The 26091-nt window shown below is 60.9% G+C and carries 23 protein-coding genes; 9 read left to right on the top strand and 14 right to left on the bottom strand.

Annotated elements, in window-relative coordinates:
* Window positions 1-135 precede the first annotated feature (135 nt).
* Window positions 136-396 (top strand): accessory factor UbiK family protein, encoded by a 261-nt coding sequence (locus tag ACMYUN_RS15760; protein ID WP_415761089.1) that lies wholly within the window; start codon window positions 136-138, stop codon window positions 394-396.
* Between the two features lie 113 nt (window positions 397-509).
* On the opposite strand, the gene ACMYUN_RS15755 is transcribed toward ACMYUN_RS15760, so the two are convergent.
* Entirely contained in the window at window positions 510-815 is a 306-nt protein-coding gene (locus tag ACMYUN_RS15755) for a HigA family addiction module antitoxin (protein ID WP_039757791.1), read from the bottom strand.
* 7 nt (window positions 816-822) lie between these two features.
* A complete protein-coding gene (locus ACMYUN_RS15750) occupies window positions 823-1101 on the bottom strand; it encodes a type II toxin-antitoxin system RelE/ParE family toxin (protein WP_080769343.1) in 279 nt (92 codons plus the stop codon).
* Window positions 1102-1426: 325 nt separating this feature from the next.
* On the opposite strand from ACMYUN_RS15750, the gene ACMYUN_RS15745 reads away from it, so the two are divergent.
* Complete coding sequence (locus ACMYUN_RS15745; protein WP_039757390.1) at window positions 1427-2920, top strand: YifB family Mg chelatase-like AAA ATPase; 1494 nt, start codon at window positions 1427-1429, stop codon at window positions 2918-2920.
* Here the strand turns inward: ACMYUN_RS15745 and ACMYUN_RS15740 are convergent.
* The 3 genes from ACMYUN_RS15740 to ACMYUN_RS15730 form a co-directional block, all read right to left on the bottom strand.
* Window positions 2917-4131, bottom strand: coding sequence for an aldose 1-epimerase family protein (locus ACMYUN_RS15740; RefSeq protein ID WP_415761088.1), 1215 nt, complete (start codon window positions 4129-4131; stop codon window positions 2917-2919). The genes ACMYUN_RS15745 and ACMYUN_RS15740 overlap by 4 nt on opposite strands.
* Before the next feature lie 196 nt (window positions 4132-4327).
* Entirely contained in the window at window positions 4328-6304 is a 1977-nt protein-coding gene (locus ACMYUN_RS15735) for a methyl-accepting chemotaxis protein (RefSeq protein WP_039757388.1), read from the bottom strand.
* A gap of 187 nt (window positions 6305-6491) precedes the next feature.
* Window positions 6492-7412 (bottom strand): LysR substrate-binding domain-containing protein, encoded by a 921-nt coding sequence (locus ACMYUN_RS15730; protein WP_415761087.1) that lies wholly within the window; start codon window positions 7410-7412, stop codon window positions 6492-6494.
* A 159-nt stretch (window positions 7413-7571) separates the two neighbouring features.
* Here ACMYUN_RS15730 and ACMYUN_RS15725 point away from each other — a divergent pair, with 159 nt between their 5' ends.
* On the top strand, window positions 7572-8966 hold the full coding sequence (locus tag ACMYUN_RS15725; protein ID WP_415761086.1) for a NorM family multidrug efflux MATE transporter: 1395 nt from the start codon (window positions 7572-7574) through the stop codon (window positions 8964-8966).
* Between the two features lie 78 nt (window positions 8967-9044).
* Here ACMYUN_RS15725 and ACMYUN_RS15720 read toward each other — a convergent pair whose 3' ends face one another.
* Window positions 9045-10715, bottom strand: coding sequence for a putative bifunctional diguanylate cyclase/phosphodiesterase (locus ACMYUN_RS15720; protein ID WP_415761085.1), 1671 nt, complete (start codon window positions 10713-10715; stop codon window positions 9045-9047).
* A gap of 271 nt (window positions 10716-10986) precedes the next feature.
* On the opposite strand from ACMYUN_RS15720, the gene rep reads away from it, so the two are divergent.
* Both rep and ACMYUN_RS15710 read left to right on the top strand, forming a co-directional pair.
* Window positions 10987-12996, top strand: a complete 2010-nt coding sequence (gene rep / locus ACMYUN_RS15715) for a DNA helicase Rep (protein WP_016772574.1) — start codon at window positions 10987-10989, stop codon at window positions 12994-12996.
* A gap of 57 nt (window positions 12997-13053) precedes the next feature.
* Window positions 13054-13626: a xanthine phosphoribosyltransferase gene (locus ACMYUN_RS15710; RefSeq protein ID WP_016772573.1), complete on the top strand. Its 573-nt coding sequence runs from the start codon at window positions 13054-13056 to the stop codon at window positions 13624-13626.
* 123 nt (window positions 13627-13749) lie between these two features.
* Here ACMYUN_RS15710 and ACMYUN_RS15705 read toward each other — a convergent pair whose 3' ends face one another.
* The 6 genes from ACMYUN_RS15705 to dadA form a co-directional block, all read right to left on the bottom strand.
* A complete protein-coding gene (locus ACMYUN_RS15705) occupies window positions 13750-15672 on the bottom strand; it encodes an acetyl-CoA hydrolase/transferase C-terminal domain-containing protein (protein WP_415761084.1) in 1923 nt (640 codons plus the stop codon).
* 169 nt (window positions 15673-15841) lie between these two features.
* On the bottom strand, window positions 15842-16255 hold the full coding sequence (locus tag ACMYUN_RS15700; RefSeq protein ID WP_039757383.1) for a c-type cytochrome: 414 nt from the start codon (window positions 16253-16255) through the stop codon (window positions 15842-15844).
* Window positions 16256-16435: 180 nt separating this feature from the next.
* Window positions 16436-16984: a cupin domain-containing protein gene (locus ACMYUN_RS15695; protein ID WP_016772566.1), complete on the bottom strand. Its 549-nt coding sequence runs from the start codon at window positions 16982-16984 to the stop codon at window positions 16436-16438.
* Window positions 16985-17072: 88 nt separating this feature from the next.
* Window positions 17073-18146 carry an alanine racemase gene (gene alr / locus ACMYUN_RS15690; protein ID WP_415763977.1) on the bottom strand — a complete coding sequence of 358 codons (1074 nt, stop codon included), beginning with the start codon at window positions 18144-18146 and terminating at the stop codon, window positions 17073-17075.
* Window positions 18147-18239: 93 nt separating this feature from the next.
* Window positions 18240-18593: a RidA family protein gene (locus ACMYUN_RS15685; RefSeq protein ID WP_016772564.1), complete on the bottom strand. Its 354-nt coding sequence runs from the start codon at window positions 18591-18593 to the stop codon at window positions 18240-18242.
* Window positions 18565-19869 carry a D-amino acid dehydrogenase gene (dadA, locus tag ACMYUN_RS15680; protein ID WP_039757381.1) on the bottom strand — a complete coding sequence of 435 codons (1305 nt, stop codon included), beginning with the start codon at window positions 19867-19869 and terminating at the stop codon, window positions 18565-18567. The genes ACMYUN_RS15685 and dadA overlap by 29 nt, the downstream gene beginning before the upstream one ends.
* 153 nt (window positions 19870-20022) lie before the next feature.
* On the opposite strand from dadA, the gene ACMYUN_RS15675 reads away from it, so the two are divergent.
* A complete protein-coding gene (locus tag ACMYUN_RS15675; protein WP_010465173.1) occupies window positions 20023-20511 on the top strand; it encodes an Lrp/AsnC ligand binding domain-containing protein in 489 nt (162 codons plus the stop codon).
* A gap of 120 nt (window positions 20512-20631) precedes the next feature.
* Here the strand turns inward: ACMYUN_RS15675 and ACMYUN_RS15670 are convergent, their stop codons facing one another.
* A complete protein-coding gene (locus tag ACMYUN_RS15670; protein ID WP_415761083.1) occupies window positions 20632-20985 on the bottom strand; it encodes a YkgJ family cysteine cluster protein in 354 nt (117 codons plus the stop codon).
* Between the two features lie 146 nt (window positions 20986-21131).
* On the opposite strand from ACMYUN_RS15670, the gene ACMYUN_RS15665 reads away from it, so the two are divergent.
* Window positions 21132-22442 carry an NAD(P)/FAD-dependent oxidoreductase gene (locus ACMYUN_RS15665; RefSeq protein WP_415761082.1) on the top strand — a complete coding sequence of 437 codons (1311 nt, stop codon included), beginning with the start codon at window positions 21132-21134 and terminating at the stop codon, window positions 22440-22442.
* Window positions 22443-22561: 119 nt separating this feature from the next.
* On the opposite strand, the gene ACMYUN_RS15660 is transcribed toward ACMYUN_RS15665, so the two are convergent.
* A complete protein-coding gene (locus ACMYUN_RS15660) occupies window positions 22562-22804 on the bottom strand; it encodes a DUF1127 domain-containing protein (RefSeq protein ID WP_415761081.1) in 243 nt (80 codons plus the stop codon).
* Between the two features lie 175 nt (window positions 22805-22979).
* Here ACMYUN_RS15660 and ACMYUN_RS15655 point away from each other — a divergent pair, with 175 nt between their 5' ends.
* Window positions 22980-24401, top strand: coding sequence for a PLP-dependent aminotransferase family protein (locus ACMYUN_RS15655; RefSeq protein ID WP_039757378.1), 1422 nt, complete (start codon window positions 22980-22982; stop codon window positions 24399-24401).
* A 61-nt stretch (window positions 24402-24462) separates the two neighbouring features.
* Window positions 24463-26031: a phospholipase D family protein gene (locus ACMYUN_RS15650; protein ID WP_039757377.1), complete on the top strand. Its 1569-nt coding sequence runs from the start codon at window positions 24463-24465 to the stop codon at window positions 26029-26031.
* Window positions 26032-26091 lie beyond the last annotated feature (60 nt).

Raw genomic sequence — 26091 nt, 5'->3', positions numbered from 1 at the left:
ACAGCGTTTGCCGATACGCACAACAACGGTGCGCCACCGTCCGTCCCCCTGCGCGAAAAGCGTGCATCCGTGCAACGGGATTGACTATAGACACTGCGTGATACACTGCCGGCCATTGTTTCCAGGACATTTCCCATGCTCGCGCCCAAAGACTTCTTCGACGCCCTGAGCGGCACCGCCTCCCGCCTCTTTAGCGGCGATACCCCGCTGCCGAAAGCCGAAATCGAAAGCCAGTTCAAAATGCTGCTGCAAAGTGCCTTCAGCAAACTCGATCTGGTCAGCCGGGAAGAGTTCGATAGTCAGATGGTGGTGTTGGCGCGCACGCGGGCACGGCTTGAGAGTCTTGAAGCGAAGGTGGCGGAGATGGAGGCGAAACTGAATCCGCCGGCTGAATAGCACCACTACTGACAGTGAAGGTTGGGCACGCTCTTCAGCTTTAAAGGCGTCGAAAAAACACCTTCAAACGTTTTCCTTCAAGCAGCCTTCAGCTCCACTGCCTAGATTCACTATCAAGCGCAATGTGCCAGCCGCTCGACCTGATCACGGATTGCAGCTCCTCTTTCAATTTCGGCTTTTCGCAGATCGTAGGTCGATTGGAGGTTCAGCCAAAACTCAGGAGTGGTGTCCAGACAGATTGAAAGTCTTAAAGCCATGTCAGCGCTGATGCCCCGGCGCTGTAGAACGATATCGTTCACCGTCGGAGTAGACACGCTCAATGCTCTCGCCAACGCAGCGGCTGTGAGGCTCAAAGGCTCCAGATACTCCTCTTTGAGGATCTCGCCGGGATGGACCGGACGCATACCATTCTTGGTCATACTCACCTCAGTGATAATCGACGATTTCAACATCCTCGGGCCCATTCAGGCCCCAGACGAAGCAAATTCGCCATTGGGCGTTGATACGAATACTGTATTGCCCCTTCCGATCGCCTCCCAGAGACTCGAGCCGATTTCCGGGAGGAGATCGGAGATCAGCCAACGCAGCTGCCGCATCAAGCATCGTCAGCTTACGTTCCGCGACACTCAATATGGCTGACCAGAAACGGGTTTTACCACTTCGGAACAGGTATTCGGTTTCAGGACATCTGAAGCTAACGATCATAGTTTAAAGCTTAACGTTATGCATTAACGCTGAGTTTATTCGTGAAAATCATTAGCGCAAACAGATGATCTTGCGATTTGGGCGTTCTCTCAGGACTTTCAGAAACGGACTACGCATGCTTGCTGGTTCTTACTGAACCCGTTGCTATCTCCTACACAAACTCTCCCCTATTCCCGTTTGCCATGGCCTGGCAAGTTCCTGGCATTTCTTGCGGCAACATCCTGCGAAATTTTTGCGCTCCACTCACCCCACTAAAATGGCTTCGCCCTACTACCCTTCAAAAACCCGCAGGAAGCGGCTCCCCGATTCAGCTCAAGGAACGACCATGTCCCTCTCCATTGTCCACAGTCGCGCCCAGATTGGCGTGGAAGCCCCCGCTGTTACCGTCGAAGTCCATCTGGCCAACGGTCTGCCGTCGCTGACCATGGTCGGCCTGCCCGAAGCGGCGGTGAAGGAGAGCAAGGATCGGGTACGCAGCGCGATCATCAATTCCGGGCTGCAATTTCCGGCGCGGCGGATCACCTTGAATCTGGCGCCGGCGGATCTGCCCAAGGATGGCGGGCGCTTCGATCTGGCGATTGCTTTGGGGATTCTGTCGGCCAGTGTGCAGGTGCCCTGTCTGACCCTGGATGAAGTGGAATGTCTGGGTGAGTTGGCGCTGTCGGGTGCCGTGCGGCCGGTGCGTGGCGTGCTGCCGGCAGCATTGGCGGCGCGCAAGGCCGGGAGGGCGTTGGTGGTGCCTCGGGCAAATGCGGAAGAGGCGTGCCTGGCCTCGGGCCTCAAGGTATTTGCGGTCGATCATTTGCTGGAAGCGGTGGCGCATTTCAATGGGCACACGCCGGTCGAGCCTTACGTTTCCGATGGTTTGATGCACGCTGCCAAACCCTATCCCGACCTCAACGAGGTGCAGGGTCAGACAGCCGCCAAGCGCGCACTGCTGATTGCCGCTGCGGGGGCGCATAACCTGTTGTTCAGCGGGCCGCCGGGCACTGGCAAGACATTGCTGGCCAGTCGTTTGCCGGGGTTGCTGCCACCGCTTTCCGAATGCGAGGCGCTGGAAGTGGCAGCGATTCAGTCGGTCGCCAGCGGGGTGCCTCTGACTCACTGGCCGCAACGGCCCTTCCGCCAGCCGCACCATTCGGCTTCAGGGCCGGCATTGGTCGGTGGCAGTTCGAAGCCGCAACCCGGTGAAATCACCCTCGCCCATCACGGCGTGCTGTTTCTTGATGAATTGCCGGAGTTTGATCGCAAGGTTCTCGAGGTGTTGCGCGAGCCACTGGAGTCCGGGCATATCGTCATCGCCCGGGCCAAGGACCGCGTGCGTTTCCCCGCGCGGTTTCAGCTGGTGGCAGCAATGAATCCGTGCCCCTGTGGATATCTCGGCGAGCCCAGCGGCAAATGCTCGTGCACGCCGGACATGGTCCAGCGCTATCGCAACAAACTGTCAGGACCGCTGCTGGACCGGATCGATCTGCACCTGACTGTGGCGCGTGAAGCGACCGCATTGAATCCGGCAGCCAAGCCCGGCGAGGACAGCGCCAGCGCCGCAGCACTTGTGGCCGAAGCGCGGGAGCGCCAGCAGAAACGTCAGCGCTGTGCCAATGCGTTTCTCGATCTGCCGGGGCTCAAGCGTCACTGCAAGTTATCCACAGCCGACGAGAAATGGCTGGAGGCGGCCTGCGAGCGATTGATCCTGTCGCTGCGCTCGGCGCATCGCCTGCTCAAGGTCGCGCGCACGCTGGCGGATCTCGAGCAGGCCGATGCGATTACCCGCGAGCATCTGGCCGAGGCACTGCAATACCGGCCGGCGACACCTTAATGCTCGGTCAGATCAACCAGCGGTGCCTGGCGCACTTCGGTGTCACGCCCGGCCTGAATCTCGGTCACCCGCTTGAGAGCCTTATCCACCGCCCCTTTGTCGGCCAGCAAGCTGTAGTTGATCTGGAACTGTTTGTGCTCCTTCGGAGCAATGGTGGGCACTAGATTCAATGGCCGCTGATAGCGACGGTTGTAGGAAAAACTGGTCCCCGGCTCGAGGCCGGTGACATAGCCCTGTCCTTGGGTGTCGGTGTTCTTCCACAGCGAAAACACTGGTAATTGCTGGGTATTGAAGCCAACCGCTACGCCGAGGCTACCGGCCTTGTTATGCAGCACGGTCAAGGTGTCGCCCTTGGCGTCCGCATACGGCACGACGTTATAGACCGTTTCGTCGTAGTCCTTGGTCGGAGCGCGATAGGTCTGCCAGTCGGGCAGATCGCCCTTGGCCTTGTCGTTGAACGGCGACACCTGCTTCACCGGCGCAGCGAATTTCGCGCCCTGCTCGAGAAACGGCGTGCTGAAATTGCTGTGATACAGCGCCTGATATTCCTTCGCATAGTCGCCGTTGTTGGTCAGGGTGTCGTTGAGGGCGAAGCTTGCGCTGCCCGGTTCGGTGACCAGCTCGGTCGCTACCGAGAAATCGACTTTCTTGAATGCCTGCTCTTTCAGCTCGCCACGCAGCGTAATGGCATAGGGCGGCTTCTCGTCGATGTGCAGAGTAACGGTGCTGGCCGGTATGTTGGCGGCACGACCATGCAGAGTCAGCAGTTCACCGTTGTCCATGCCGGGATGGCCAACCCACTCGTAGCCGCAACGGGTGACCAGTTCATTGAAGCCTTCCAGCCAACCCAGGCCACCGCGACCGTTGAGTTCGATGAACGCCGGGTTGACCACGTCCTTGACCGGCGAATCCCAGCCCATCCGAACGTCGCCCACCGAAGCCTGCAACACGTTCATGCCACGGGTCGGCACTACCGACAGCTTCATCGTGCCGTTATCGATATCGACAATGCTGACGCCCTCCTGACGACCGCCATGCAGAGTACGCAGGGTCACGGAAAACGCTTTGGCGGTTTTTACGCCAAGTTGCTCACTGGTGATCGTCCAGTTCTTTGCCGGAGTATTGGCGTCGAGCAGGACATAGTCCCAGGCCATGGCGTGGGAAGCGGCAGAGAATGCGCCGAAGGCGACGAGGAGTTTGAGCGGGGTCATGGCAGCAGCCTTTATTGGAGTTGTGCCATTTTTATAGCGCTGCGGAAACGTTTCAGCAAGTCCTAAAAAGCGGTGGGAGAAAAGCATTCGCGAGGCAGGCTCGCTCCCACAGTGACATCGGGCCTTCACAATATTTGTGAATTACGCCGACTACTGTGGGAGCGAGCCTGCTCGCGATAGCTGTTTCAAGAATGCATCAACGGAAGCGGTCAACCTCGGAACGCAGATCCGCCGCCAGCTTCTCCAGCTCTTTAGCGGTGACAGCCAGGTTAGACACAACCTCACGCTGCTCGCTGTTGGCCATGGCAATGCTCTGCAAGTTGCTGCTCAGCAACGTCGCCGTGCTGCTTTGTTCCTGAGTGGCAGTGGTGATCGCGGCAAACTGCTGCCCCGCCGAACGACTCTGCTCGTCGATCCGCGCCAGCGCCGAGGCGACATTGGCGTTGCGCGACAGGCCTTCCTGCATCAGCACGTTGCCCTGCTCCATGGTGCTGATCGCGTTGCCGGTTTCCTGCTGGATGCTGTGGATCATGCTGGAGATTTCATCGGTGGCCTGACGGGTACGCGAGGCGAGGCTGCGCACTTCGTCCGCGACCACGGCGAAACCGCGACCTTGCTCACCGGCACGAGCGGCTTCGATCGCGGCGTTGAGCGCCAGCAGGTTGGTTTGTTCGGCGATCGAGGTGATCACGCCGACGATGCCGCCGATTTCCTGCGAGCGTTGGCCGAGGGTGTTGATCACCGTGGCGGTGCTGTTCAGCGCACCGGCGATCTGCTCCAGCGACGACGATGCTTCTTCCATCGAGCTGCGGCCAATCTGCGTTTGCTGAGCGTTTTCCTGCGCCAGGCGCTGCGTCGCACCCATGTTGTCGGCAATGTTCAGCGACGTCGCGCTGAACTCTTCCACGGCGCCGGCCATGCTGGTGATTTCGCCCGACTGTTGCTCCATGCCTTCGTAAGCACCGCCGGACAAACCGGACAGCGCCTGCGCACGGCTGTTGACCTCTTCCGAAGCGCGGCGGATATGCTCGACCATGGTCGACAGCGCCTGGCTCATCTGGTTGAACGCACGGGACAGCTGACCGATTTCATCGTGGCTCGATACGTTCAGCCGCACACTCAGATCGCCCGCGCCCAACGCCTCGGCCTGACGCACCAGATCGCCCAGCGGGGCAAGTTTGCTGCGCAGCAGCCAGACCACGGAACCGACCGCGAGCAACATCGCCAGCAGGCTGCCGATCGCCAGTTGCGTACCGACGCTCCAGGTCACCGCGCGGATCTCGGCTTTCGGCATGCTCGCCACCACCGACCACGGGCCACCTTCGAACGGCACGGCGATGCTATAGAAGTCTTCGCCCTTGTCGCTCCAGAACTCACCTTTGCCCGGGGTTTTCACCAGGTTGTTGATGGTCGGTACTGCTTGGTCCAGAGCTTCGACGCCGGCAATCGGCACCAGCCATTTGTTCTGCTCGTCGAGGAGCGCCAGCGAGCCGGTCTGGCCGATGCGGAAGCGCTTGAGATTGGCGAACTGCGCGTTCTGCGCGTCGGTGTAGTCGAAGCCGACGTACAGCACCGCGATAATCTTGCCGCCTGCATCGCGTACCGGGGTGTACTGCGACATGTAGTAACGCTCGAACAGCAGCGAGCGGCCGACATAACTCTGCCCCGCCATCAGCTTTGCGTACGCCGGGTTGGCATGATCGAGCACGGTGCCAATGGCACGGGTGCCGTCCTGCTTGCTGACGTTGGTGCTGACACGAATGAAGTCTTCGCCGCTGCGCACGAATACCGTGGCCACACCGGCGGTCATCTGCTTGAACTCGTCAACTTCCTTGAAGTTGTTGTTCAGCACCTCGTTGCCCAGGTGCAGGCCCGGGGTCTGCACGCCGGCCACGGTCACTGGCTGATCCGGGTGCACACTCAAACCACTGCCGAAGCGCTTTTCGAACAGACCGCTCAAGCGCAGGGTGCTTTCGCGCAGCGTACCGTGGAAGGTACTCAGCTGATCGGCCAGCAGCCGGGCCTCACTGGCCAGATGCTCTTCACGGGTGGCGAGGTTGGCGGAATCCAGCGAACGCAAGGCGAACACCGTACTGCCGCTGATGACTATCGCCAGTATCACAGCAAGGGCGAGGCCCAACTGCGAGGCGATCCGAGCACGAGGTTGAGACATGAACAGCTCCTGGCCGAGCCACCGAATCCTCCTTGATCGCGGTAATTGCCCGGAAAATATTCTAATAATGGGGGTAGCGCAGAACCGGCACGACGGTTCCACATGCTCGTAGTCGGCGGTAAAACCGAATACTTGAGCACTTTGCGTGGGTATGGCGCAGTAGTGGCATTGTGCCGGCTCGAACGTTTCAGCTCAAGCGCTCTACCGTCGGCAGTTGCATGGCACGGACCTCGCCCTGCAGAAAGTCGCTGAGGCGGCGCAAACGTTCACCTCCCGGGCGTGGCTTTGGCCATACCAGGTAATAATTCAGGCCACTGGCGACGGCGGTCGGCCACGGCAGACTCAGGCGCCCTTGCGCGACATCTTCGGCAACCATCAGCAAATCGCCCATGGAGACACCGTAACCACGCGCCGCCGCAATCATGCCCAGCTCAAGCGTATCGAACACTTGTCCGCCCTTGAGCGAGACCTGATCGGACAGACCCATACGCTCCAGCCAACTGCGCCAGTCGCGGCGGTCCGGGGTCGGGTGCAGCAGTTCGGTGGTCGCCAGGCGCGCCACGTCCCAAGGCTGATCGTTGAGAAGGTTCGGCGCGCCGACCGGAATCAGTTCCTCGGGAAACAGCAGGCTCGCTTCCCAGTCCGGCGGGAAATGCCCGTCGCTGAGCAACACCGCGCAATCGAACGGCTCGTTGTTGAAGTCCACCGAATCGATGTCCATCCACGCGCTGGTCAGTTGCACCTCATTGCCCGGTTGCAAATGGCGGAAGCGACTTAGCCGCGCCAGCAACCAACGCATGGTCAGGGTCGACGGCGCCTTCATGCGCAGGATGTCGTCTTCGGCGCGCAAGGTATTGCAGGCGCGCTCAAGGGCGGCGAAGCCTTCGCGGATACCGGGCAACAGCAGCCGCGCCGACTCGGTCAGTTGCAGATTGCGCCCGCTGCGATGAAACAGCCGGCAGGCGAAATGTTCTTCGAGTGTGCGCATGTGCCGACTGACCGCGCTCTGGGTAATCGACAATTCTTCCGCCGCGCGAGTGAACGAGCTGTGCCGGGCTGCCGCTTCGAATGCGCGCAGGGCATACAACGGCGGAAGGCGTCGGGACATACACAAAGCTCCAGTAGCGGGGATATAGCCAATCCGGCGGGTACGTTTCAGGATGAGTATTAATCATGCCACCCATCCTTTTTATCCCTTTGTGCAACGCCTGCCAAGCGCCGAGAATCGACGCTCTTCTGTTCCCTCTGAAATCAGGTGGTGATGACCATGCGGCATCCTGTGCGTACCGAACTCTGGGCCATCCTGCGGCTGGCGGGGCCGCTGATTGCTTCGCAGTTGGCGCACATGCTGATGGTGCTGACCGACACCCTGATGATGGCGCGCCTGAGTCCGGAAGCGCTGGCCGGAGGTGGCCTCGGTGCGGCGAGTTACTCGTTCGTGTCGATTTTCTGCATCGGCGTGATTGCAGCGGTCGGCACATTGGTGGCGATCCGTCAGGGTGCCGGTGACATCCTCGGCGCCGCGCGCCTGACCCAGGCCGGGTTGTGGCTGGCCTGGCTGATGGCCCTCGGCGCCGGGCTGCTGTTGTGGAATCTGAACCCGGTGTTGCTGCTGTTCGGCCAGACCGAAACCAACGTCAACGCCGCCGGGCAGTTCCTCATCGCCCTGCCCTTCGCCCTGCCCGGTTACTTGAGCTTCATGGCCCTGCGCGGTTTTACCAGTGCAATCGGCCGGGCGACGCCGGTGATGGTCATCAGCCTCGCCGGCACCGTGGCCAACTTCCTGCTCAACTACGCCTTGATTACCGGCATGTTCGGCCTGCCGCAACTGGGTCTGACCGGTATTGGTCTAGTCACGGCGATTGTCGCCAACTGCATGGCACTGACGCTGGCCTGGCACATTCGCCGGCATCCGGCCTATGACGCTTATCCGTTGCGCGCCGGCCTGTCGCGGCCGAACCGACAATACCTGAAAGAACTCTGGCGCCTGGGCCTGCCGATTGGCGGCACCTATGCGGTGGAAGTCGGGCTGTTTGCCTTTGCCGCGTTGTGCATGGGCACCATGGGCAGTACGCAAATGGGTGCGCATCAGATCGCCCTGCAGATCGTTTCGGTGGCGTTCATGGTCCCGGCCGGCATGTCCTATGCCATCACCATGCGCGTCGGCCAACACTACGGCGCCGGGCAACTGATCGACGCACGCATGTCCGGGCGTGTCGGCATCGCCTTCGGAGCAGTAGTAATGCTCGGCTTCGCCCTGGTGTTCTGGCTGTGGCCGAATCAGTTGGTCGGCCTGTTCCTCGACCACAACGACCCGGCGTTTGCCGAGGTGATCCGTCTGGCGGTGAGCCTGTTGGCGGTGGCGGCGTGGTTCGAGTTGTTCGACGGCACGCAGACGATTGCCATGGGCTGCATTCGTGGACTCAAGGATGCCAAAACCACATTTCTCGTGGGGCTCGCTTGCTATTGGCTGATTGGCGCACCGGCGGCGTGGTGGATGGCGTTCCACCTCAATTGGGGGCCGACGGGCGTGTGGTGGGGCCTGGCGCTGGGGCTGGCATGCGCGGCGGTGAGCCTGACGCTGGCGTTTGAATGGAAGATGCAGCGGATGATTCGGCGCGAGCCAGTTGCAGAGAGGTTCGAGGCCATCGGCGCGGATTAAGATCAAAAGATCGCAGCCTTCGGCGGCTCCGACAAGGGAACACATTCCAAGGTAGGAACTGCCGAAGGCTGCGATCTTTTAAATGGCTTCCACCGAAGCCTGCTGACTGGCTCCAAAGATCAGATATTCCACCAGATCCTCCAACGGCAACGGCCGGCTGATCAGATAGCCCTGCACCTGATCGCAACCGAACCCGCGCAACAAATCCAGCTGCTCTGGCGTCTCGACCCCTTCGGCAACCACTTCCAGATGCAGGTTGTGCGCGAGGTTGATCATCGCGTGTACCAGTTTGCGGTTCTCTTCGCGCTGTTCCATGCCGCCGACGAAACTTTTGTCGATCTTCAGCAAGGTGATCGGCAGGCTGTTGAGGTGCACGAACGACGAAAATCCGGTGCCGAAATCATCCAGCGAGAAGCGCACGCCAAGGCGGCCGAGCGCGTCCATGGTCTGTTTGACCAGATCGCTGCGCCGCATCACCGCGGTTTCGGTCAGTTCGAATTCCAGCCACTGCGCCTCGACGCCGCGTTCGGCAATCAGACGGCTGAGCGTCGGCAGCAACTGGCTGTCCTGAAACTGCCGGAACGACAGGTTGATCGCCATGTGCAGCGGCGCCAGACCCTGTTCGCGCAATGCCTGCATGTCACGCAGCGCGCGAGCGATCACCCAGTAACCCAGCGGCACGATCAGACCGCTCTGTTCGGCCAGTGGCACGAATTCGCTCGGTGGCAACAGACCGCGTTCGCCATGACGCCAGCGCACCAGCGCTTCAAGGCCGACAATCTGGCCGTCCCCAAGATTCAGGCGTGGCTGGTAATGCAGTTCCAGTTCATCGCGGCGCAAGGCCCGGCGCAGTTCACTTTCGAGGTCGGCCATGCTGCGCGCGTTGCGGTTGATGCGTTCGTTGAAGATATGAAAAGTGCAGCCCTGTGTGCTCTTGGCCTGCTGCATGGCGATGTGCGCGTGCCACATCAGCGGATCGGCGCCGCCATTGGCGCGGGCATGGGCGATGCCGAGGCTGGAACCGATCAGCAGACTCTCGCCGTCGACCCAATAAGGTTCGGCCAAGGCCTCGGTAATGCGTTCAGCCATCCACTCGGCGCGTTGCGGCGCTCGGCGGGTGTCGATCAGCAAAGCGAATTCATCACTGCCCAGCCGCGCCAGTTGATCGCCGGCCTCCAGCTGACTTTTCAGCCGCGCAACAACTTGCAGGATCAAGCGATCGCCAGCCTGATGACCAAGGGCGTCGTTGGCATGGCGGAAATTGTCGAGATCGAGGTGGCCGAGAGCGAGACCGCGACCGTCGCCTTCGGCAAGACGCGCGGTGAGCAGGGTTTGAAAGCCCTGACGGTTGGCGATGCCGGTCAACGGGTCCTGTTCGGCCAGGCGCTGCAAAGTGTTTTCCAGCACGCCGCGTTCGCGCACATGGCGCAGGCAACGCTGGAGCATGCCGGCATCGAGGGCGTCGAACACCAGCCAGTCGCTGACACTGATCGGCGCGGTGGCCGGTTCGTGCTCCAGCAGCAGAACGGTCGGCAGGCTGCAGCGCCCGGGCGGCGGTTGCAACGCCGGCAGGGTCAGCAACACCGCGTGACGGTTGTCCTCGAACAGGCGGCTGACCGAATCCCAGTTCGGCGCGCTGATCAGCACCGCCGCGCTCCCCATCGGAGCCAGACACTCACGCAACAACGCTGTCCACGCTGGCTCTTCGGCCAGTAGCAGCAAACGCAAGGGTTCGACAGGCGTAGACAAGCTGACTCCCTAGACTCTGCAATGATGTAGGCGGGGCATTATGCCGTTGTGCTGAACAATGACCAATGTGTTGTCTGATGACAACGGCATCAAAACGTTATTTTGCGTCAGAAGGAGAACATTAGCCGCAAAATGCCCGCGCATCCTGCGTGAAAGTAACAAAACCGGCAAATCTGAATCGCGTGCTGCGTCACAAGTCGGACAGAGCAGCAGAAATCGCTGAGCCTGTTAAAATGCCGGCCCATTTCGTCAACGACTCCCGAATTTTCGTATGTCCCGACTCAATCCCCGGCAGCAAGAAGCCGTGAACTACGTCGGCGGCCCTCTATTGGTGCTCGCCGGTGCTGGCTCCGGCAAGACCAGCGTGATCACGCGCAAGATCGCGCACCTGATCCAGAACTGCGGCATCCGCGCCCAGTACATCGTCGCCATGACCTTTACCAACAAGGCCGCGCGCGAAATGAAAGAGCGGGTCGGCACCCTGTTGCGTGCCGGCGAAGGACGCGGCCTGACCGTCTGCACCTTCCACAACCTGGGCTTGAACATTATCCGCAAGGAGCATGCGCGGCTGGGCTACAAACCCGGTTTCTCGATCTTCGACGAGACCGACGTCAAAGCCCTGATGACCGACATCATGCAGAAGGAATACGCAGGCGACGACGGCGTCGACGAAATCAAGAACATGATCGGCGCCTGGAAAAATGACCTGATCCTGCCCGCTCAGGCCCTGGAGAATGCGCGCAATCCCAAGGAACAGACTGCCGCCATCGTCTACACCCACTATCAGCGCACGCTCAAGGCGTTCAACGCGGTGGACTTCGACGACCTGATCCTGCTGCCGGTAAAGCTCTTCGAGGAACACGCCGACATTCTCGAAAAGTGGCAGAACAAGGTGCGCTACCTGCTCGTCGACGAATACCAGGACACCAACGCCAGCCAGTACCTGTTGGTGAAGATGCTGATCGGCAAGCGCAACCAGTTCACCGTGGTGGGTGACGACGACCAGTCGATCTACGCCTGGCGTGGCGCGCGCCCGGAAAACCTGATGCTGCTCAAAGACGACTATCCGTCGTTGAAAGTGGTGATGCTCGAGCAGAACTACCGCTCCACCAGCCGCATCCTGCGTTGCGCCAACGTGCTGATTTCGAACAACCCGCACGAATTCGAAAAGCAGCTGTGGAGCGAGATGGGCCACGGCGACGAGATCCGCGTGATTCGCTGCCGCAACGAGGACGCCGAAGCCGAGCGCGTGGCCATGGAAATCCTCAGCCTGCACTTGCGCACCGATCGTCCGTACAGCGATTTTGCGATTCTCTATCGCGGCAACTATCAGGCCAAGCTGATCGAATTGAAGCTGCAGCACCATCAGGTGCCGTATCGCCTGAGCGGCGGCAACAGCTTCTTCGGTCGCCAGGAAGTGAAGGACCTGATGGCCTACTTCCGCCTGATCGTCAACCCGGATGACGACAACGCCTTCCTGCGCGTGATCAACGTGCCGCGCCGCGAGATCGGCTCGACCACCCTGGAAAAGCTCGGCAACTACGCGACCGAGCGCAAGATCTCGATGTACGCCGCCACCGACGAAATTGGCCTCGGCGAACATCTCGACAGCCGCTTTACTGATCGCCTGGCGCGCTTCAAGCGCTTCATGGACAAGGTTCGCGAGCAGTGCGCCGGCGAAGATCCGATCTCGGCGCTGCGCAGCATGGTCATGGACATCGACTACGAGAACTGGCTGCGTACCAACAGCTCCAGCGACAAGGCGGCGGACTACCGCATGGGCAACGTCTGGTTCCTGATCGAGGCGTTGAAAAACACCCTCGAGAAAGACGAAGACGGCGAAATGACCGTCGAAGACGCCATCGGCAAACTGGTGCTGCGTGACATGCTCGAGCGCCAGCAGGAAGAAGAGGACGGCGCCGAAGGCGTGCAAATGATGACGCTGCACGCCTCCAAAGGCCTGGAATTCCCCTACGTGTTCATCATGGGCATGGAAGAGGAAATCCTCCCGCACCGCTCCAGCATCGAAGCCGACACCATCGAAGAAGAGCGCCGCCTGGCCTACGTGGGCATCACGCGCGCCCGCCAGACCCTGGCCTTCACCTTCGCTGCCAAGCGCAAGCAGTACGGTGAAATCATCGACTGCGCGCCGAGCCGCTTTCTGGATGAGCTGCCGCCGGACGATCTGGCCTGGGAAGGCAACGACGACACCCCGACTGAAGTCAAAGCCGTGCGTGGCAATAGCGCATTGGCCGATATACGCGCGATGTTAAAGCGCTAGAATCGACTACTTTTTAATCTACCTTCGGCGCCCATCGCGCCAACAGAGGAAGCTGTTGTGGAAGCACTGCACAAAAAAATCCGCGAAGAAGGCATCGTGCTTTCCGATCAAGTCCTGAAAGTCGACGCTTTCCTGAACCACCAGATCGACCCGGCCCTGATGAAGCTGATCGGTGACGAATTCGCCGCGCTGTTCAAGGATTCGGGGATCACCAAGATCGTCACCATCGAAGCCTCGGGCATCGCCCCGGCGATCATGACCGGGCTGAACCTCGGCGTGCCGGTGATCTTCGCCCGCAAGCAACAGTCCCTGACCCTGACTGAAAACCTGCTCTCGGCGACCGTCTACTCGTTCACCAAGAAGACCGAAAGCACCGTGGCCATCTCCCCGCGCCACCTGACCAGCAGCGACCGCGTGCTGATCATCGACGACTTCCTGGCCAACGGTAAGGCCTCGCAAGCGCTGATTTCGATCATCAAACAGGCCGGCGCCACCGTGGCCGGTCTGGGCATTGTCATCGAGAAGTCGTTCCAGGGCGGCCGCGCCGAGCTGGACTCGCAGGGCTACCGCGTTGAATCGCTGGCTCGCGTGCAATCGCTGAAGGATGGCGTCGTTACCTTCATCGAGTAACCATGCAATATCCTTGTGGGAGCGGGCTTGCTCGCGAAGGCATTGTCTCAGTCACCCTGTTGAGTGAATGACACACCGCTTTCGCGAGCAAGCCCGCTCCCACATTCGGTTTTGTGGCGGCAGTTACTGCGCGGTGGCTTTGAGGCCGGTGAGCAGCAGGCGCTGAAACAGGTCCTCCTTCAAGCCTTCCGGGTTCGTCAGCTGCATCCGCTCAAGGTGTTCGGGGAACGCCGACGCCTCCGGCGCATCCAGCGCTGCCTTGCCCAATTCCAGAATCTCGGTCAGCTTGAATTTGCTCTTCAGCCAGTTCAGCGCCCGCAGCAGATCCCGTTCGATCGCGGTGAAATCACAGCCCAGCGGATACTCCGGAAACAGGTTCGGATGCCGTGCGGCAATCGCCTGCAAGCGCTGCGGTGTGTTGTCGGCGAAACGTGGATCGAGGCGAAAATCCTTCGGCAGCTTACCAACTTTTTGCGCCTGTTCGATCAGTCCCGGCTGGAAGCGTGAATCGCTGATATTAAGCAGCGCTTCGATCACCGCTGCGTCGGATTTGCCGCGCAGGTCGGCGATGCCGTACTCGGTAACGACGATGTCACGCAGATGCCGCGGAATCGTGCAGTGGCCGTAATCCCAGACGATGTTGGAGCTGACCTCGCCGCCGGACTCGCGCCAGCTGCGCAGGATCAACATCGATCGCGCGCCCTCCAGCGCGTGGCCTTGGGCAACGAAGTTGTACTGCCCACCGACACCGCTGAGCACGCGTCCGTCTGCCAATTGATCAGCCACGCCGGCGCCGAGCAGAGTCATGGTGAACACGGTGTTGATGAAGCGCGCATCGATGCGCTGCAAGCGCTTGAGCTCTTCCTGGCCGTACAGCTCGTTGATATAGCTGATGCGGGTCATGTTGAATTCCAGCAGCTTGCTTTGCGGCAACTCGCGCAGCCGTTCATAAAAACTGCGCGGGCCAAGGAAGAAGCCGCCGTGCACCGAGATACCGTCGGGCTGCGCGGCTTCGTCGAGGGTACCGGCGTTGGCCTGCTCCTGGGTCGGCACATCCGGATAGACCTTGCGCCGAATGATCCCGGCATCCGCTAGCACCAGCAGGCCGTTGACGAACATTTCGCTGCAGCCGTAAAGGCCTTTGGCAAATGGCGCGGTGCCACCCTCGCGCTGGATCAATTGCGCCCATTGGCTGAGGTTGATGTCATCGAGCAACGCCTGATAGCCGGCGTTATCGGCCTGCCGCGCGAGTAACGCGGCGGTCAACGCATCGCCCATCGAACCGATGCCGATCTGCAACGTGCCGCCATCGCGCACCAGCGTGCTCGCATGCAAGCCAATGAAATGATCCTGAAACCCCACCGGCATGTTCGGCGTTGAAAACAGCGTGCTGCTGTCCTTCTCGTCGATCAGCAGATCAAACGTGTCGATGTCGACTTCCGCATCGCCGGGCATGTACGGCAGATCCGTATGCACTTGGCCGACCAGCACGATGGTCTCCCCCGCCTCACGGCGCTTGGCGATCATCGGCAACAGGTCGAGGGTGATGTCCGGGTTGCAGCTCAGGCTCAAGCGATCAGGGTGTTCGCTGCTGCTGGCCAGTAATTGCGCCACCAGGTTCAGGCCCGCGGCGTTGATGTCGCGGGCGGCATGGCTGTAATTGCTGCTGACGTAATCCTGCTGCGCCGGCGCGCTGTTGAGCAGACTGCCAGGCTGCATGAAAAACTGCTGGATACGGATGTTGGCGGGCAGGCTGTCGCGCTGCAGATCAGCGAGGAAATCGAACTCAGGATAGTCACCAAACACGCGCTCGACGAAGGGCTCGATAAAACGCTTCTGCAAGCCATCGCCCAGATTCGGCCGACCGAGGCACAACGCGGTATAGATCGTTAGCTGCCGTTCGGGCAGCTCCTTGATCCGCCGGTACAGCGCGTTGACGAAGTGATTCGGCTTGCCCAGCCCCAGCGGCAGGCCCATGTGGATGTGCGCCGGCAAACGCGCCAGCACATCGTCCACCGCCTGTTCGATTGAACACAACTGCACCATCTGAAGCCTCCCGCCCGTTCCGTTGATAGGGGTAGACCGAGATTGCCTTGAGTTTGCTGCAAAGGACAGCATTTGGTTTGGAGGGATCAGGGCCTGAATGAATCGGAAACCAGAAACCACAGGCACAAAAAAACCGTCCGAAGACGGTTTTTTTCAAAGCCGGCGCTGATTACAGACCGGACATCTCTTTGATCGCGCCCTTGAGCTCTTCATCGGAGCAATCGGCGCAGGTGCCTTTCGGCGGCATGGCGTTGATGCCGGTGATGGCCTTGGCGAGGATGCCGTCCAGACCACCCTGATGATCGGCCCGCTCCTTCCAGGCTGCCTTGTCGCCGATCTTCGGCGCGCCAAGCAGGCCCGTGCCGTGGCAAGCGTTGCAGTGCTTGGCAATCACGTCTTTAGGTGCCTTCGCCCCGCCACCGCCGCCAGCCGTCGCGGCCACTTCCATACCCTTGCATTCCTGCCCTTGAACACACACCTGGCCGACGGGCTCTAGGCGTTTGGCGATGTCGTCATTTGTCGCAGCTTGAGCGCTGACAGCCCAGAGGGCCAGTACGGTTGCTGGTGCGGCCAGCATTTTCATAATTAGGTTCACGCGTTCACCCTCAATGGTGGCTATTCACGCCTGCGGCCATGGTTCGCAGGCGGGCGCAAGTATAGCGGGTAGGCCGCTGTACTGAAACAACCCCATGGTTAGAGGGGTCTTGTAGCACATCGGTAAATCGCTTTGGGGCCTCTGCCGTATTGGCCCGGCGCCTTCTGCTTAGAAATTCGCAGGCGTGGCTGCGCTGATTAGTCGCGCCGGTACGTCGAACGGGTTACGGAAACGATGCGGCTTAGTACTTTCAAAATAGTAGCTGTCGCCAGCTTCGAGGATAAAAGTTTCCAGCCCTACCACCAGCTCGAGGCGACCTTCCACCAGAATCCCGGTTTCCTCGCCCTCGTGGGTGAGCATTTCTTCGCCGGTGTCGGCGCCCGGCGGGTAGATTTCGTTGAGGAAGGCGATGGCGCGGCTCGGATGGGCCCGGCCGACCAGTTTCATGGTCACGGCGCCGTCGGAGATGTCGATCAGCTCGTTGGCCTTGTAGACGATCTGGGTCGGTTGGTCCTGCAGGATCTCTTCGGAAAAGAACTCGACCATCGACATGGGAATGCCGCCGAGCACCTTTCTCAGCGAACTGATCGAAGGGCTGACGCTGTTCTTTTCGATCATCGAAATGGTGCTGTTGGTGACGCCCGCGCGTTTGGCGAGTTCACGCTGGGAAAGCCCTTTGAGCTTGCGGATCGATTGCAGTCGTTCACCGACGTCCAAGGCGGGAGCCTCCTGATGTTGTAAGAATATTGAGCGTTATCATGGCGACAGCGTTCAGTATTTACAACACTTGGCCCCCGCAGCGGCGTCAGCCCTCGGAATAGAGCCTTGGCACCCGTTTCAGGTTGCAGAAGATCTGATACGGGATGGTATCGGCCCACTTTGCCACGTCGCTGGCGAGGATGTTTTTACCCCACAGCTCGACAGTTGAACCAAGCCCCGCTTCCGCTACGTCGGTTAGATCGATGCAGAGCATGTCCATCGACACGCGCCCCAGCAGGCGACTGGATTTGCCGGCCACCAGCACCGGCGTGCCGGTCGGCGCCTGGCGCGGGTAGCCGTCGGCGTACCCCATGGCGACCACACCGATGCGCATCGGCTTGTCGGTGATGAATCTGGCGCCATAGCCGATTGGTTCGCCGGCCGGCAATTCACGCACACTGATGACTTTCGATTCGAGAGTCATCACCGGTTGCAGGCGTTCAGCGACGGCGTTGGCTTCTTCGAACGGGGTCGCGCCGTAGAGCATGATGCCCGGGCGGACCCAATCGCTTTGGATTTCTGGCCAACCGAGCACGGCTGGCGAGTTGCGCAGGCTGACTTCCGCCGCCAGACCCTGACGCGCCGCTTCGAACACCGCGACCTGCTCGGCGCTGCTTTGCGCGTGCAATTCATCGGCGCGGGCGAAGTGGCTCATCAACACGATTTTCGCCACCTTGCCGCTGGCCAGCAGACGTTGATATGCCGCAGGGTAGTCTTTCGGATGCAGACCGACGCGGTGCATGCCGGAATCTAGCTTCAGCCAAACAGTAATCGGCTTGCTCAGCGCTGCCTGTTCGATCGCTTCGAGCTGCCACAGCGAATGCACCACGCACCAGAAATCATGCTCGACGATCAACGCCAGCTCGTCGGCTTCGAAGAAGCCTTCCAGCAGCAATACCGGCGCGAGAATCCCAGCGGAACGCAGCTCCAGTGCTTCTTCAATGCAGGCCACCGCAAATCCGTCAGCCTCGGCTTCCAGCGCCTGGGCGCAACGCACCGCGCCATGGCCATAGGCGTCCGCCTTGATCACCGCGAGCGCCTTGGCGCCGGTGACTTCACGGGCAATTCGGTAGTTGTGACGCAGGGCTTGAAGGTCGATCAGGGCACGGGCAGGACGCATGGCGGCAGACTTCTGGGCGGTCATGGGAAGAAAAACCGGCGCTGACTGACGGCGTGAACCGCCAACAGCACCGGGAGAGGGATCTTGGAACCGTTATGGCAGCGCGGCGACGATGGAGATCTCCACCAGAATGCTCGGCTTGGCCATCTTCGCTTCGACGGTGGCGCGGGCCGGAGCAGCGCCTTTTGGCAACCACTGGTCCCACACCGCGTTCATCCCGGCGAAGTGCGCTTCGATGTCGTTCAAATAGATTGTCGCCGACAACAGATGCTGCTTGTCGGTCCCGGCCAGATCGAGCAAGCGCTCGATATTGGCGAGCACGTCGCGGGTCTGCTGTTCAATTCCGGCGTCGAAGTCGTCGCCGACCTGCCCGGCCAGATACACGGTGCCGTTGTGGCTGACGATCTGACTCATGCGCTCATTGGTGAGCTGGCGCTGGATTGACATGTTTTGCGGACTCCTGGGTCTGGTTGCCGTAACGGGAAATATCGAGGCCTTCGGCGCTGATCTGCGGCTTTTTCTTCGCCATCAGGTCGGCGAGCAAACGGCCGGAACCACAGGCCATGGTCCAGCCGAGCGTACCGTGACCGGTGTTGAGGAACAGATTCTTGAACGGCGTGGCGCCAACGATCGGCGTACCGTCCGGCGTGGTCGGGCGCAGGCCGGTCCAGAAACTCGCTTCGGCCAGATTGCCGCCCTGAGGATAAAGGTCGTTGACTATCATCTCCAGGGTTTCGCGCCGACGCGGGTTCAGCGACAGGTCAAAACCGGCGATCTCGGCCATGCCGCCGACGCGGATGCGGTTGTCGAAACGGGTGATCGCAACCTTGTAGGTCTCGTCGAGAATGGTCGACGTCGGCGCCATGGCAGGATCGGTGATCGGCACGGTCAGCGAATAGCCCTTGAGCGGATACACCGGAGCCTTGATGCCCAACGGCTTGAGCAACTGCGGCGAGTAGCTGCCGAGCGCCAGCACGTAGCGGTCAGCGGTTTCCAGCTTGCCGTCAATCCACACACCGTTGATGCGATCACCGGCGTAGTCGAGTTTCTGGATGTCCTGGCCGAAACGGAATTCCACACCGAGCTTGCGCGCCATTTCGGCGAGACGGGTGGTGAAGATCTGGCAGTCGCCGGTCTGGTCGTTGGGCAGACGCAGCGCGCCAGCGAGAATATCGGTCACCCCGGCCAGAGCCGGCTCGACGCGGGCGATGCCGGCGCGGTCGAGGACTTCAAACGGCACGCCGGACTCTTTCAGCACGGCGATGTCTTTGGCGGCGTTATCCAGTTGCGCCTGAGTACGGAACAACTGCGTCGTGCCGAGGCTGCGGCCTTCGTAGGCGATACCGGTTTCGGCGCGCAATTCATCGAGGCAGTCACGGCTGTACTCGGACAGACGCACCATGCGCTCCTTGTTCACCGCGTAACGGCTGGCGGTGCAGTTGCGCAGCATTTGCGCCATCCACAGGTATTGGTCGATATCGGCGGTGGCCTTGATCGCCAATGGCGCATGGCGTTGCAGCAGCCACTTGATGGCCTTGAGCGGCACGCCCGGCGCGGCCCACGGCGAGGCGTAACCCGGCGAGACCTGGCCGGCGTTGGCGAAACTGGTCTCCATGGCCGCAGCAGGCTGCCGGTCGACCACCACCACTTCAAACCCGGCACGGGCCAGATAGTAAGCACTGGCGGTACCGATGACGCCGCTACCCAAGACCATGACGCGCATTTTCAATCCCTCATCGCGGCTTTTCGCCGAACTGTTTGTTAGAGCAATGATGGGCGCAGTGTAAAAAAGAAATGCCAGTGCTTTTCACTATATAAGCGCCTATATTTGGCGACAATTCTCGGTAAAAACCCTTTTCACGGAGGCGCATCCCCTATGCGTACCAACACTCAGACCAAACGTGAGCTGGACAAGATCGACCGCAATATCCTGCGGATCCTCCAGGCGGACGGGCGGATTTCCTTCACCGAACTGGGGGAAAAGGTCGGCCTCTCGACCACGCCGTGCACCGAGCGCGTGCGGCGTCTGGAGCGCGAGGGGATCATCATGGGCTACAACGCCCGGCTCAATCCGCAGCATTTGAAGGGTAGCCTGCTGGTGTTTGTCGAGATCAGCCTCGACTACAAATCCGGCGACACATTCGAAGAATTCAGACGCGCGGTGCTGAAGCTGCCGCATGTGCTGGAGTGCCATTTGGTGTCGGGGGATTTCGACTATCTGGTGAAGGCGCGGATTTCCGAGATGGCCTCGTACCGCAAACTGCTCGGCGACATTCTCTTGAAGCTGCCACATGTACGTGAATCGAAGAGTTATATCGTCATGGAAGAAGTGAAAGAGAGCCTGTGCCTGCCGATTCCGGATTGATCACCGCAATGATCGTTCCCACGCTCTGCGTGGGAACGCCTCTTCGGACGCTCCGCGTTCGGCCTTTGGGACACAGAGCGTCCCGGGCTGCATTCCCACGCAGAGCGTGGGAACGATCGCTTACACCAACACCTGCCGATTCGCCGCCATGTACTCAAATATCTGCTTCTCCGCCCGTGGATGAATCAACTCCACCGGCCGCCGCTCGTTCGGGCATGGCAGGGTATTGGTCGTACCAAACAGTCGACAGATCAGCGGCCGCTCTTCATACACAGTGCAACCATTCGGCCCCAGATGCACACAGTTGAGTTCATCCAGCGCGGCATCCTGCTCGGCGCGGGTCTTGCGCGGCAGCCGGGCCATCTCCTCGGGCGAGGTCGTCACCGGCCCGCAGCAGTCGTGGCAGCCCGGCACGCAGTCGAACGTGGGAATCTGCTGACGCAGGGTGCGGATTTTCTGGCTGTTGCAGCTCATTGAAACGGTGACCAAAGTGGCGGGCTGATGATTGTGCCGCAAAAGCCCGGATCCAGACACCGCAGGCCGACCGATGTTGCCCACGTTCGGGCGTGCGGCTTATGCTCCGTCAAATTTTCTCGACACTCAGCCGTTGGATGATGCCCATGACCGCCCGCGCCCCGACCACCGCGAGCCAACCCCACGTTGCCTCTTATTACGCCGCCAGCAGCCTGCCGCAGCCTGACCATCCCATGCTGCAAGGCGAGGTGGTGGCGGATGTGTGCGTGGTCGGCGGCGGCTTTTCCGGGCTGAATACCGCGCTGGAACTCGCCGAACGCGGTTTCAGCGTGGTTTTACTGGAAGCGCACCGGATCGGCTGGGGCGCCAGCGGTCGCAACGGCGGGCAGTTGATTCGCGGTGTCGGCCATGGCCTGGATCAGTTCGCCAATGTCATCGGTGCCGAAGGCGTGCGCGAGATGAAACTCATGGGCCTGGAAGCGGTGGAGATTGTCCGCCGGCGCGTCGAGCGTTTCGGCATTGCCTGCGACCTGACCTGGGGCTACTGCGACCTCGCCAACAAGCCTTCCGATCTCGACGGTTTTGCCGAAGATGCCGAAGAGTTGCGCAGCCTCGGTTATCGCTACGAAACCCGCCTGTTGCAAGCCAGTGAAATGCACACGGTGGTCGGTTCCAAGCGCTATGTCGGCGGCTTGATCGACATGGGCTCCGGACATCTGCATCCGCTGAATCTGGCGCTGGGCGAAGCGGCAGCGGCGCAGCAACTGGGCGTGCAGTTGTTCGAGCGTTCGGCCGTGACGCGCATCGATTACGGCCCCGAAGTGAAGGTACACACCGCGCAAGGCTCGGTGCGAGCGAAGACGCTGGTGTTGGGCTGCAATGCCTATCTCAATGACCTCAACCCGCAACTGAGCGGCAAGGTCCTGCCCGCCGGCAGCTACATCATCGCCACCGAACCGCTCAGCGAAGAGCAGGCGCACAACCTGCTGCCGCAGAACATGGCGGTCTGCGACCAGCGGGTAGCGCTGGATTACTACCGGCTCTCGGCGGATCGACGTTTGCTGTTCGGCGGCGCGTGTCATTACTCGGGACGCGATCCGAAGGATATCGGCGCCTATATGCAGCCGAAGATGCTTGAAGTGTTCCCGCAACTGGCCGGGGTGAAAATCGATTATCAGTGGGGCGGGATGATCGGCATCGGCGCCAACCGCCTGCCGCAGATTGGCCGGCTCGCCGAGCAGCCGAACGTGTATTACGCCCAGGCGTATTCCGGGCATGGAGTGAATGCCACCCACCTGGCCGGCAAGCTGCTGGCCGAGGCGATCAGCGGGCAGCATGGCGGCGGCTTTGATCTGTTCGCCAGGGTGCCGCACATCACCTTTCCCGGCGGCAAGCACTTGCGCTCGCCGTTGTTGGCGTTGGGGATGCTGTGGCATCGGCTGAGAGAGTTGGTCTGACGAATCAGGATCGTTCCCACGCTCCGCGTGGGAATGCATCCAGTGACGCTCTGCGTCACAGCGGACGCAGAGCGTCCGGGGCAGCGTTCCCACGCAGAGCGTGGGAACGATCATGGTGCTCAGATCCGCCAGAACGGCTTCAACCCCTCCTCCAACGCCTGCTCCCGCGTCAGCCCGACATCCTTGAGCTGCTCCGGCGTCAGCCCCAACAACGCCTTGCGCGTGTGCAGACGATGCCAGAACAGGCCCCAGCGACTGAGGCCGGACGGTGCGTTACGCAGCAGATTGCGCGCGCTGTCCTTCTGCCCTGCCGCCAGTTCCTGACTGTGTAACGTCAGCCGCACATCGCTCAAGCCGTTCATTTTCGTTGCTCCTGTTTACTTGGGTAGCCAGAGATTCCATGATGCGCGGGCGAGCAAAACCATTACAGACTCAAAGAACCTGTATTAACTCCATACAGATTGGCCGATTCGCCGACTGAATGATCGATTTTTGCCGCATCTGTACTGGTTTCCACCAAGACGCACCGAGGCCACCATGACTCTGTATGTAAATCTCGCCGAATTGCTCGGCACTCGCATCGAACAAGGTTTCTATCGGCCCGGTGATCGCTTGCCGTCAGTGCGTGCCTTGAGTGTCGAGCACGGTGTCAGTCTGAGCACGGTGCAGCAGGCGTATCGCGTGCTTGAAGACAGCGGTCTGGCCACGCCGAAACCCAAGTCTGGCTACTTTGTGCCAGTCGGCCGCGAATTGCCGGAGCTACCCGCAATAGGCCGCCCGGCGCAACGGCCAGTGGAGATTTCGCAATGGGATCAGGTGCTGGAACTCATTCGCGCGGTGCCACGCAAGGATGTCGTGCAATTGGGCCGTGGCATGCCCGATGTCGGCTCGCCGACCATGAAACCGCTGCTGCGCGGGCTGGCGCGTATCAGTCGCCGACAGGACATGCCCGGTCTGTATTACGACAACATCCACGGCAACCTCGAACTGCGCGAACAGATCGCACGGCTGATGCTCGATTCCGGCTGCCAGTTGAGCGCCAGCGAACTGGTCATCACAACCGGCTGCCACGAAGCGCTGTCCACCAGCATCCACGCGATCTGCGAGCCGGGCGACATCGTCGCGGTGGACTCGCCAAGTTTCCACGGCGCCATGCAGACCCTCAAAGGCCTGGGCATGAAAGCTCTGGAAATCCCCACCGACCCGCTCACCGGGATCAGCCTCGACGCCCTTGAACTGGCGCTGGAACAGTGGCCGATCAAGGCCATTCAGCTCACGCCGAACTGCAACAACCCGCTCGGCTACGTCATGCCCGAATCGCGCAAACGCGCGCTGTTGACGTTGGCCCAGCGTTTCGACGTGGCGATCATCGAAGACGATGTGTACGGCGAACTGGCCTACACCTATCCGCGTCCGCGAACGATCAAATCCTTCGACGAAGACGGCCGCGTGCTGCTCTGCAGCTCGTTCTCCAAGACCCTGGCGCCGGGGCTGCGCATCGGCTGGGTGGCGCCGGGCCGATATCTCGAGCGGGTGTTGCACATGAAATACATCAGCACCGGATCCACCGCGCCGCAGCCGCAGATCGCGATTGCCGAATTCATCAAGGCCGGCCATTTCGAGCCGCACTTGCGGCGCATGCGCATGCAGTACCAGCGCAATCGTGACGCGATGATCGACTGGGTGACGCGCTACTTTCCCGCCGGCACTCGCGCCAGTCGCCCGCAGGGCAGCTTCATGCTCTGGGTAGAACTGCCTGAGGGTTTCGACACCCTGAAACTGAATCGCGCGCTGCACGATCAAGGCGTACAGATTGCCGTCGGCAGCATCTTTTCCGCCTCGGGCAAATACCGCAATTGTCTGCGCATGAACTACGCTGCCAAACCAACAGCACAGATCGAAGAAGCGGTGCGCAAGGTCGGCGCCGCGGCGATCAAATTACTCGCTGAGACCGACTGACCTTTTTTGCGACCCTGGCGTCCAAAATGCCGACCTCAACCGCCAACCGGAACGATCCTACGTGAGCTTCAGACAGCCCCTACTCGCTTTACTGATACTCGCCTCGTTCCTCAGCGGCTGCGCCAGCCTCGATGTGCCGCGCGAACCAAGCCAGGCACTGCCAGCGTCGGACTCCAGCTTCGGCCGTTCGATTCAGGCTCAGGCCGCGCCCTACAAAGGGCAGTCGGGGTTTCGCCTGCTCTCCGACAGTGGCGAGGCGTTTACCGCGCGGGCCGAACTGATTCGCCATGCCCAGGTCAGCCTCGATTTGCAGTACTACATCGTCCACGACGGCATCAGCACGCGGATGTTGGTGGAGGAAGTGCTCAAGGCGGCCGACCGTGGTGTGCGCGTGCGCATCCTGCTCGACGACACCACCAGCGACGGCCTCGACCAGATCATCGCGACCCTGGCGGCGCATCCGCAGATCCAGATTCGTTTGTTCAATCCCCTGCACCTGGGTCGCAGCACCGGCGTCACGCGTGCGGCCGGGCGACTGTTCAATCTGTCCGTGCAGCACCGGCGCATGCACAACAAGCTGTGGCTGGCGGACAACAGCGCGGCCATCGTCGGCGGGCGCAATCTGGGCGATGAATATTTCGACGCCGAACCCAACCTGAATTTCACCGACATCGACATGCTCAGCATCGGCCCGGTCGCCGAGCAGCTCGGGCACAGTTTCGACCAGTACTGGAACAGCGCGCTGAGCAAGCCGATCGACGAATTCCTCTCCAGCCAACCGACCGCCGCCGACCTGCAAAACACCCGCACGCGCCTGGAAGAATCACTGGAAGAAACCCGCAAGCAGAACCACGCGCTGTATCAACAGTTGATGAAATTCACCACCGACCCGCGCATGGATATCTGGCGCAAAGAACTGATCTGGGCCTGGAACCAGGCGTTGTGGGATGCGCCGAGCAAGGTGCTGTCCAAGGGCGAACCCGATCCGCATCTGTTGCTGACCACACAACTGGCGCCGGAACTGACCGGTGTCAGCAAAGAGCTGATCATGATTTCCGCGTACTTCGTGCCCGGCCAGCCGGGGCTGGTCTACCTGACCGGGCGCGCCGATGCCGGGGTCTCCGTGAACCTGCTGACCAATTCACTGGAGGCCACCGACGTGCCGGCGGTGCATGGCGGTTACGCACCCTATCGCAAGGCGTTGCTTGAACACGGGGTGAAACTCTATGAATTGCGCCGCCAGCCTGGGGATAACTATGGCAGCGGTCCGCGGGTGTTCTACAGCAAGTCGTTTCGCGGCTCGGATTCCAGCCTGCACAGCAAGGCGATGATCTTCGACCGGCGCAAATCGTTTATCGGCTCGTTCAACTTCGACCCGCGCTCGGTGCTGTGGAACACCGAAGTCGGCGTGCTCGTCGACAGCCCGGAACTGGCCGAGCACGTGCGCGCACTGGCGTTGCAAGGCATGGCGCCGACCCTGAGTTATCAGGCGAAACTCGAGGACGGTAAGGTCGTCTGGGTCACCGAGGACAACGGCCAGATGCATACCCTGACCAAGGAACCGGGGAGCTGGTGGCGGCGCTTCAACGCATGGTTCAGCACCAGCGTTGGCCTCGAGCGGATGCTGTAAGTTGGTGATCCCTTGTGGGAGCGAGCCTGCTCGCGAAAACGGTTTCACATCCAGCAAATG

It is taken from the genome of Pseudomonas sp. CP4 (genome assembly GCF_047758505.1).
GTDB classification, from domain to species: Bacteria; Pseudomonadota; Gammaproteobacteria; order Pseudomonadales; family Pseudomonadaceae; genus Aquipseudomonas; species Aquipseudomonas fluorescens_AO.
Note: the sequence above shows the minus strand (reverse complement) of the source record. Positions and strands in the feature narration are given on the sequence as shown.

What these genes read in the sequence shown, in the direction of transcription:
- ACMYUN_RS15740 (WP_415761088.1), bottom strand. Translation starts at nt 4,131, where the DNA reads ATGACCCCGCTCAAACTCCTCGTCGCCTTCGGCGCATTCTCTGCCGCT.
- ACMYUN_RS15665 (WP_415761082.1), top strand. Translation starts at nt 21,132, where the DNA reads ATGACCGCCCGCGCCCCGACCACCGCGAGCCAACCCCACGTTGCCTCT.
- ACMYUN_RS15760 (WP_415761089.1), top strand. Translation starts at nt 136, where the DNA reads ATGCTCGCGCCCAAAGACTTCTTCGACGCCCTGAGCGGCACCGCCTCC.
- ACMYUN_RS15745 (WP_039757390.1), top strand. Translation starts at nt 1,427, where the DNA reads ATGTCCCTCTCCATTGTCCACAGTCGCGCCCAGATTGGCGTGGAAGCC.
- ACMYUN_RS15685 (WP_016772564.1), bottom strand. Translation starts at nt 18,593, where the DNA reads ATGTCAATCCAGCGCCAGCTCACCAATGAGCGCATGAGTCAGATCGTC.
- ACMYUN_RS15750 (WP_080769343.1), bottom strand. Translation starts at nt 1,101, where the DNA reads ATGATCGTTAGCTTCAGATGTCCTGAAACCGAATACCTGTTCCGAAGT.
- ACMYUN_RS15725 (WP_415761086.1), top strand. Translation starts at nt 7,572, where the DNA reads ATGCGGCATCCTGTGCGTACCGAACTCTGGGCCATCCTGCGGCTGGCG.
- ACMYUN_RS15700 (WP_039757383.1), bottom strand. Translation starts at nt 16,255, where the DNA reads ATGAAAATGCTGGCCGCACCAGCAACCGTACTGGCCCTCTGGGCTGTC.
- ACMYUN_RS15670 (WP_415761083.1), bottom strand. Translation starts at nt 20,985, where the DNA reads ATGAGCTGCAACAGCCAGAAAATCCGCACCCTGCGTCAGCAGATTCCC.
- ACMYUN_RS15675 (WP_010465173.1), top strand. Translation starts at nt 20,023, where the DNA reads ATGCGTACCAACACTCAGACCAAACGTGAGCTGGACAAGATCGACCGC.
- alr (WP_415763977.1), bottom strand. Translation starts at nt 18,146, where the DNA reads ATGCGTCCTGCCCGTGCCCTGATCGACCTTCAAGCCCTGCGTCACAAC.
- ACMYUN_RS15705 (WP_415761084.1), bottom strand. Translation starts at nt 15,672, where the DNA reads ATGGTGCAGTTGTGTTCAATCGAACAGGCGGTGGACGATGTGCTGGCG.
- ACMYUN_RS15735 (WP_039757388.1), bottom strand. Translation starts at nt 6,304, where the DNA reads ATGTCTCAACCTCGTGCTCGGATCGCCTCGCAGTTGGGCCTCGCCCTT.
- ACMYUN_RS15655 (WP_039757378.1), top strand. Translation starts at nt 22,980, where the DNA reads ATGACTCTGTATGTAAATCTCGCCGAATTGCTCGGCACTCGCATCGAA.
- ACMYUN_RS15755 (WP_039757791.1), bottom strand. Translation starts at nt 815, where the DNA reads ATGACCAAGAATGGTATGCGTCCGGTCCATCCCGGCGAGATCCTCAAA.
- dadA (WP_039757381.1), bottom strand. Translation starts at nt 19,869, where the DNA reads ATGCGCGTCATGGTCTTGGGTAGCGGCGTCATCGGTACCGCCAGTGCT.
- ACMYUN_RS15660 (WP_415761081.1), bottom strand. Translation starts at nt 22,804, where the DNA reads ATGAACGGCTTGAGCGATGTGCGGCTGACGTTACACAGTCAGGAACTG.
- ACMYUN_RS15730 (WP_415761087.1), bottom strand. Translation starts at nt 7,412, where the DNA reads ATGTCCCGACGCCTTCCGCCGTTGTATGCCCTGCGCGCATTCGAAGCG.
- rep (WP_016772574.1), top strand. Translation starts at nt 10,987, where the DNA reads ATGTCCCGACTCAATCCCCGGCAGCAAGAAGCCGTGAACTACGTCGGC.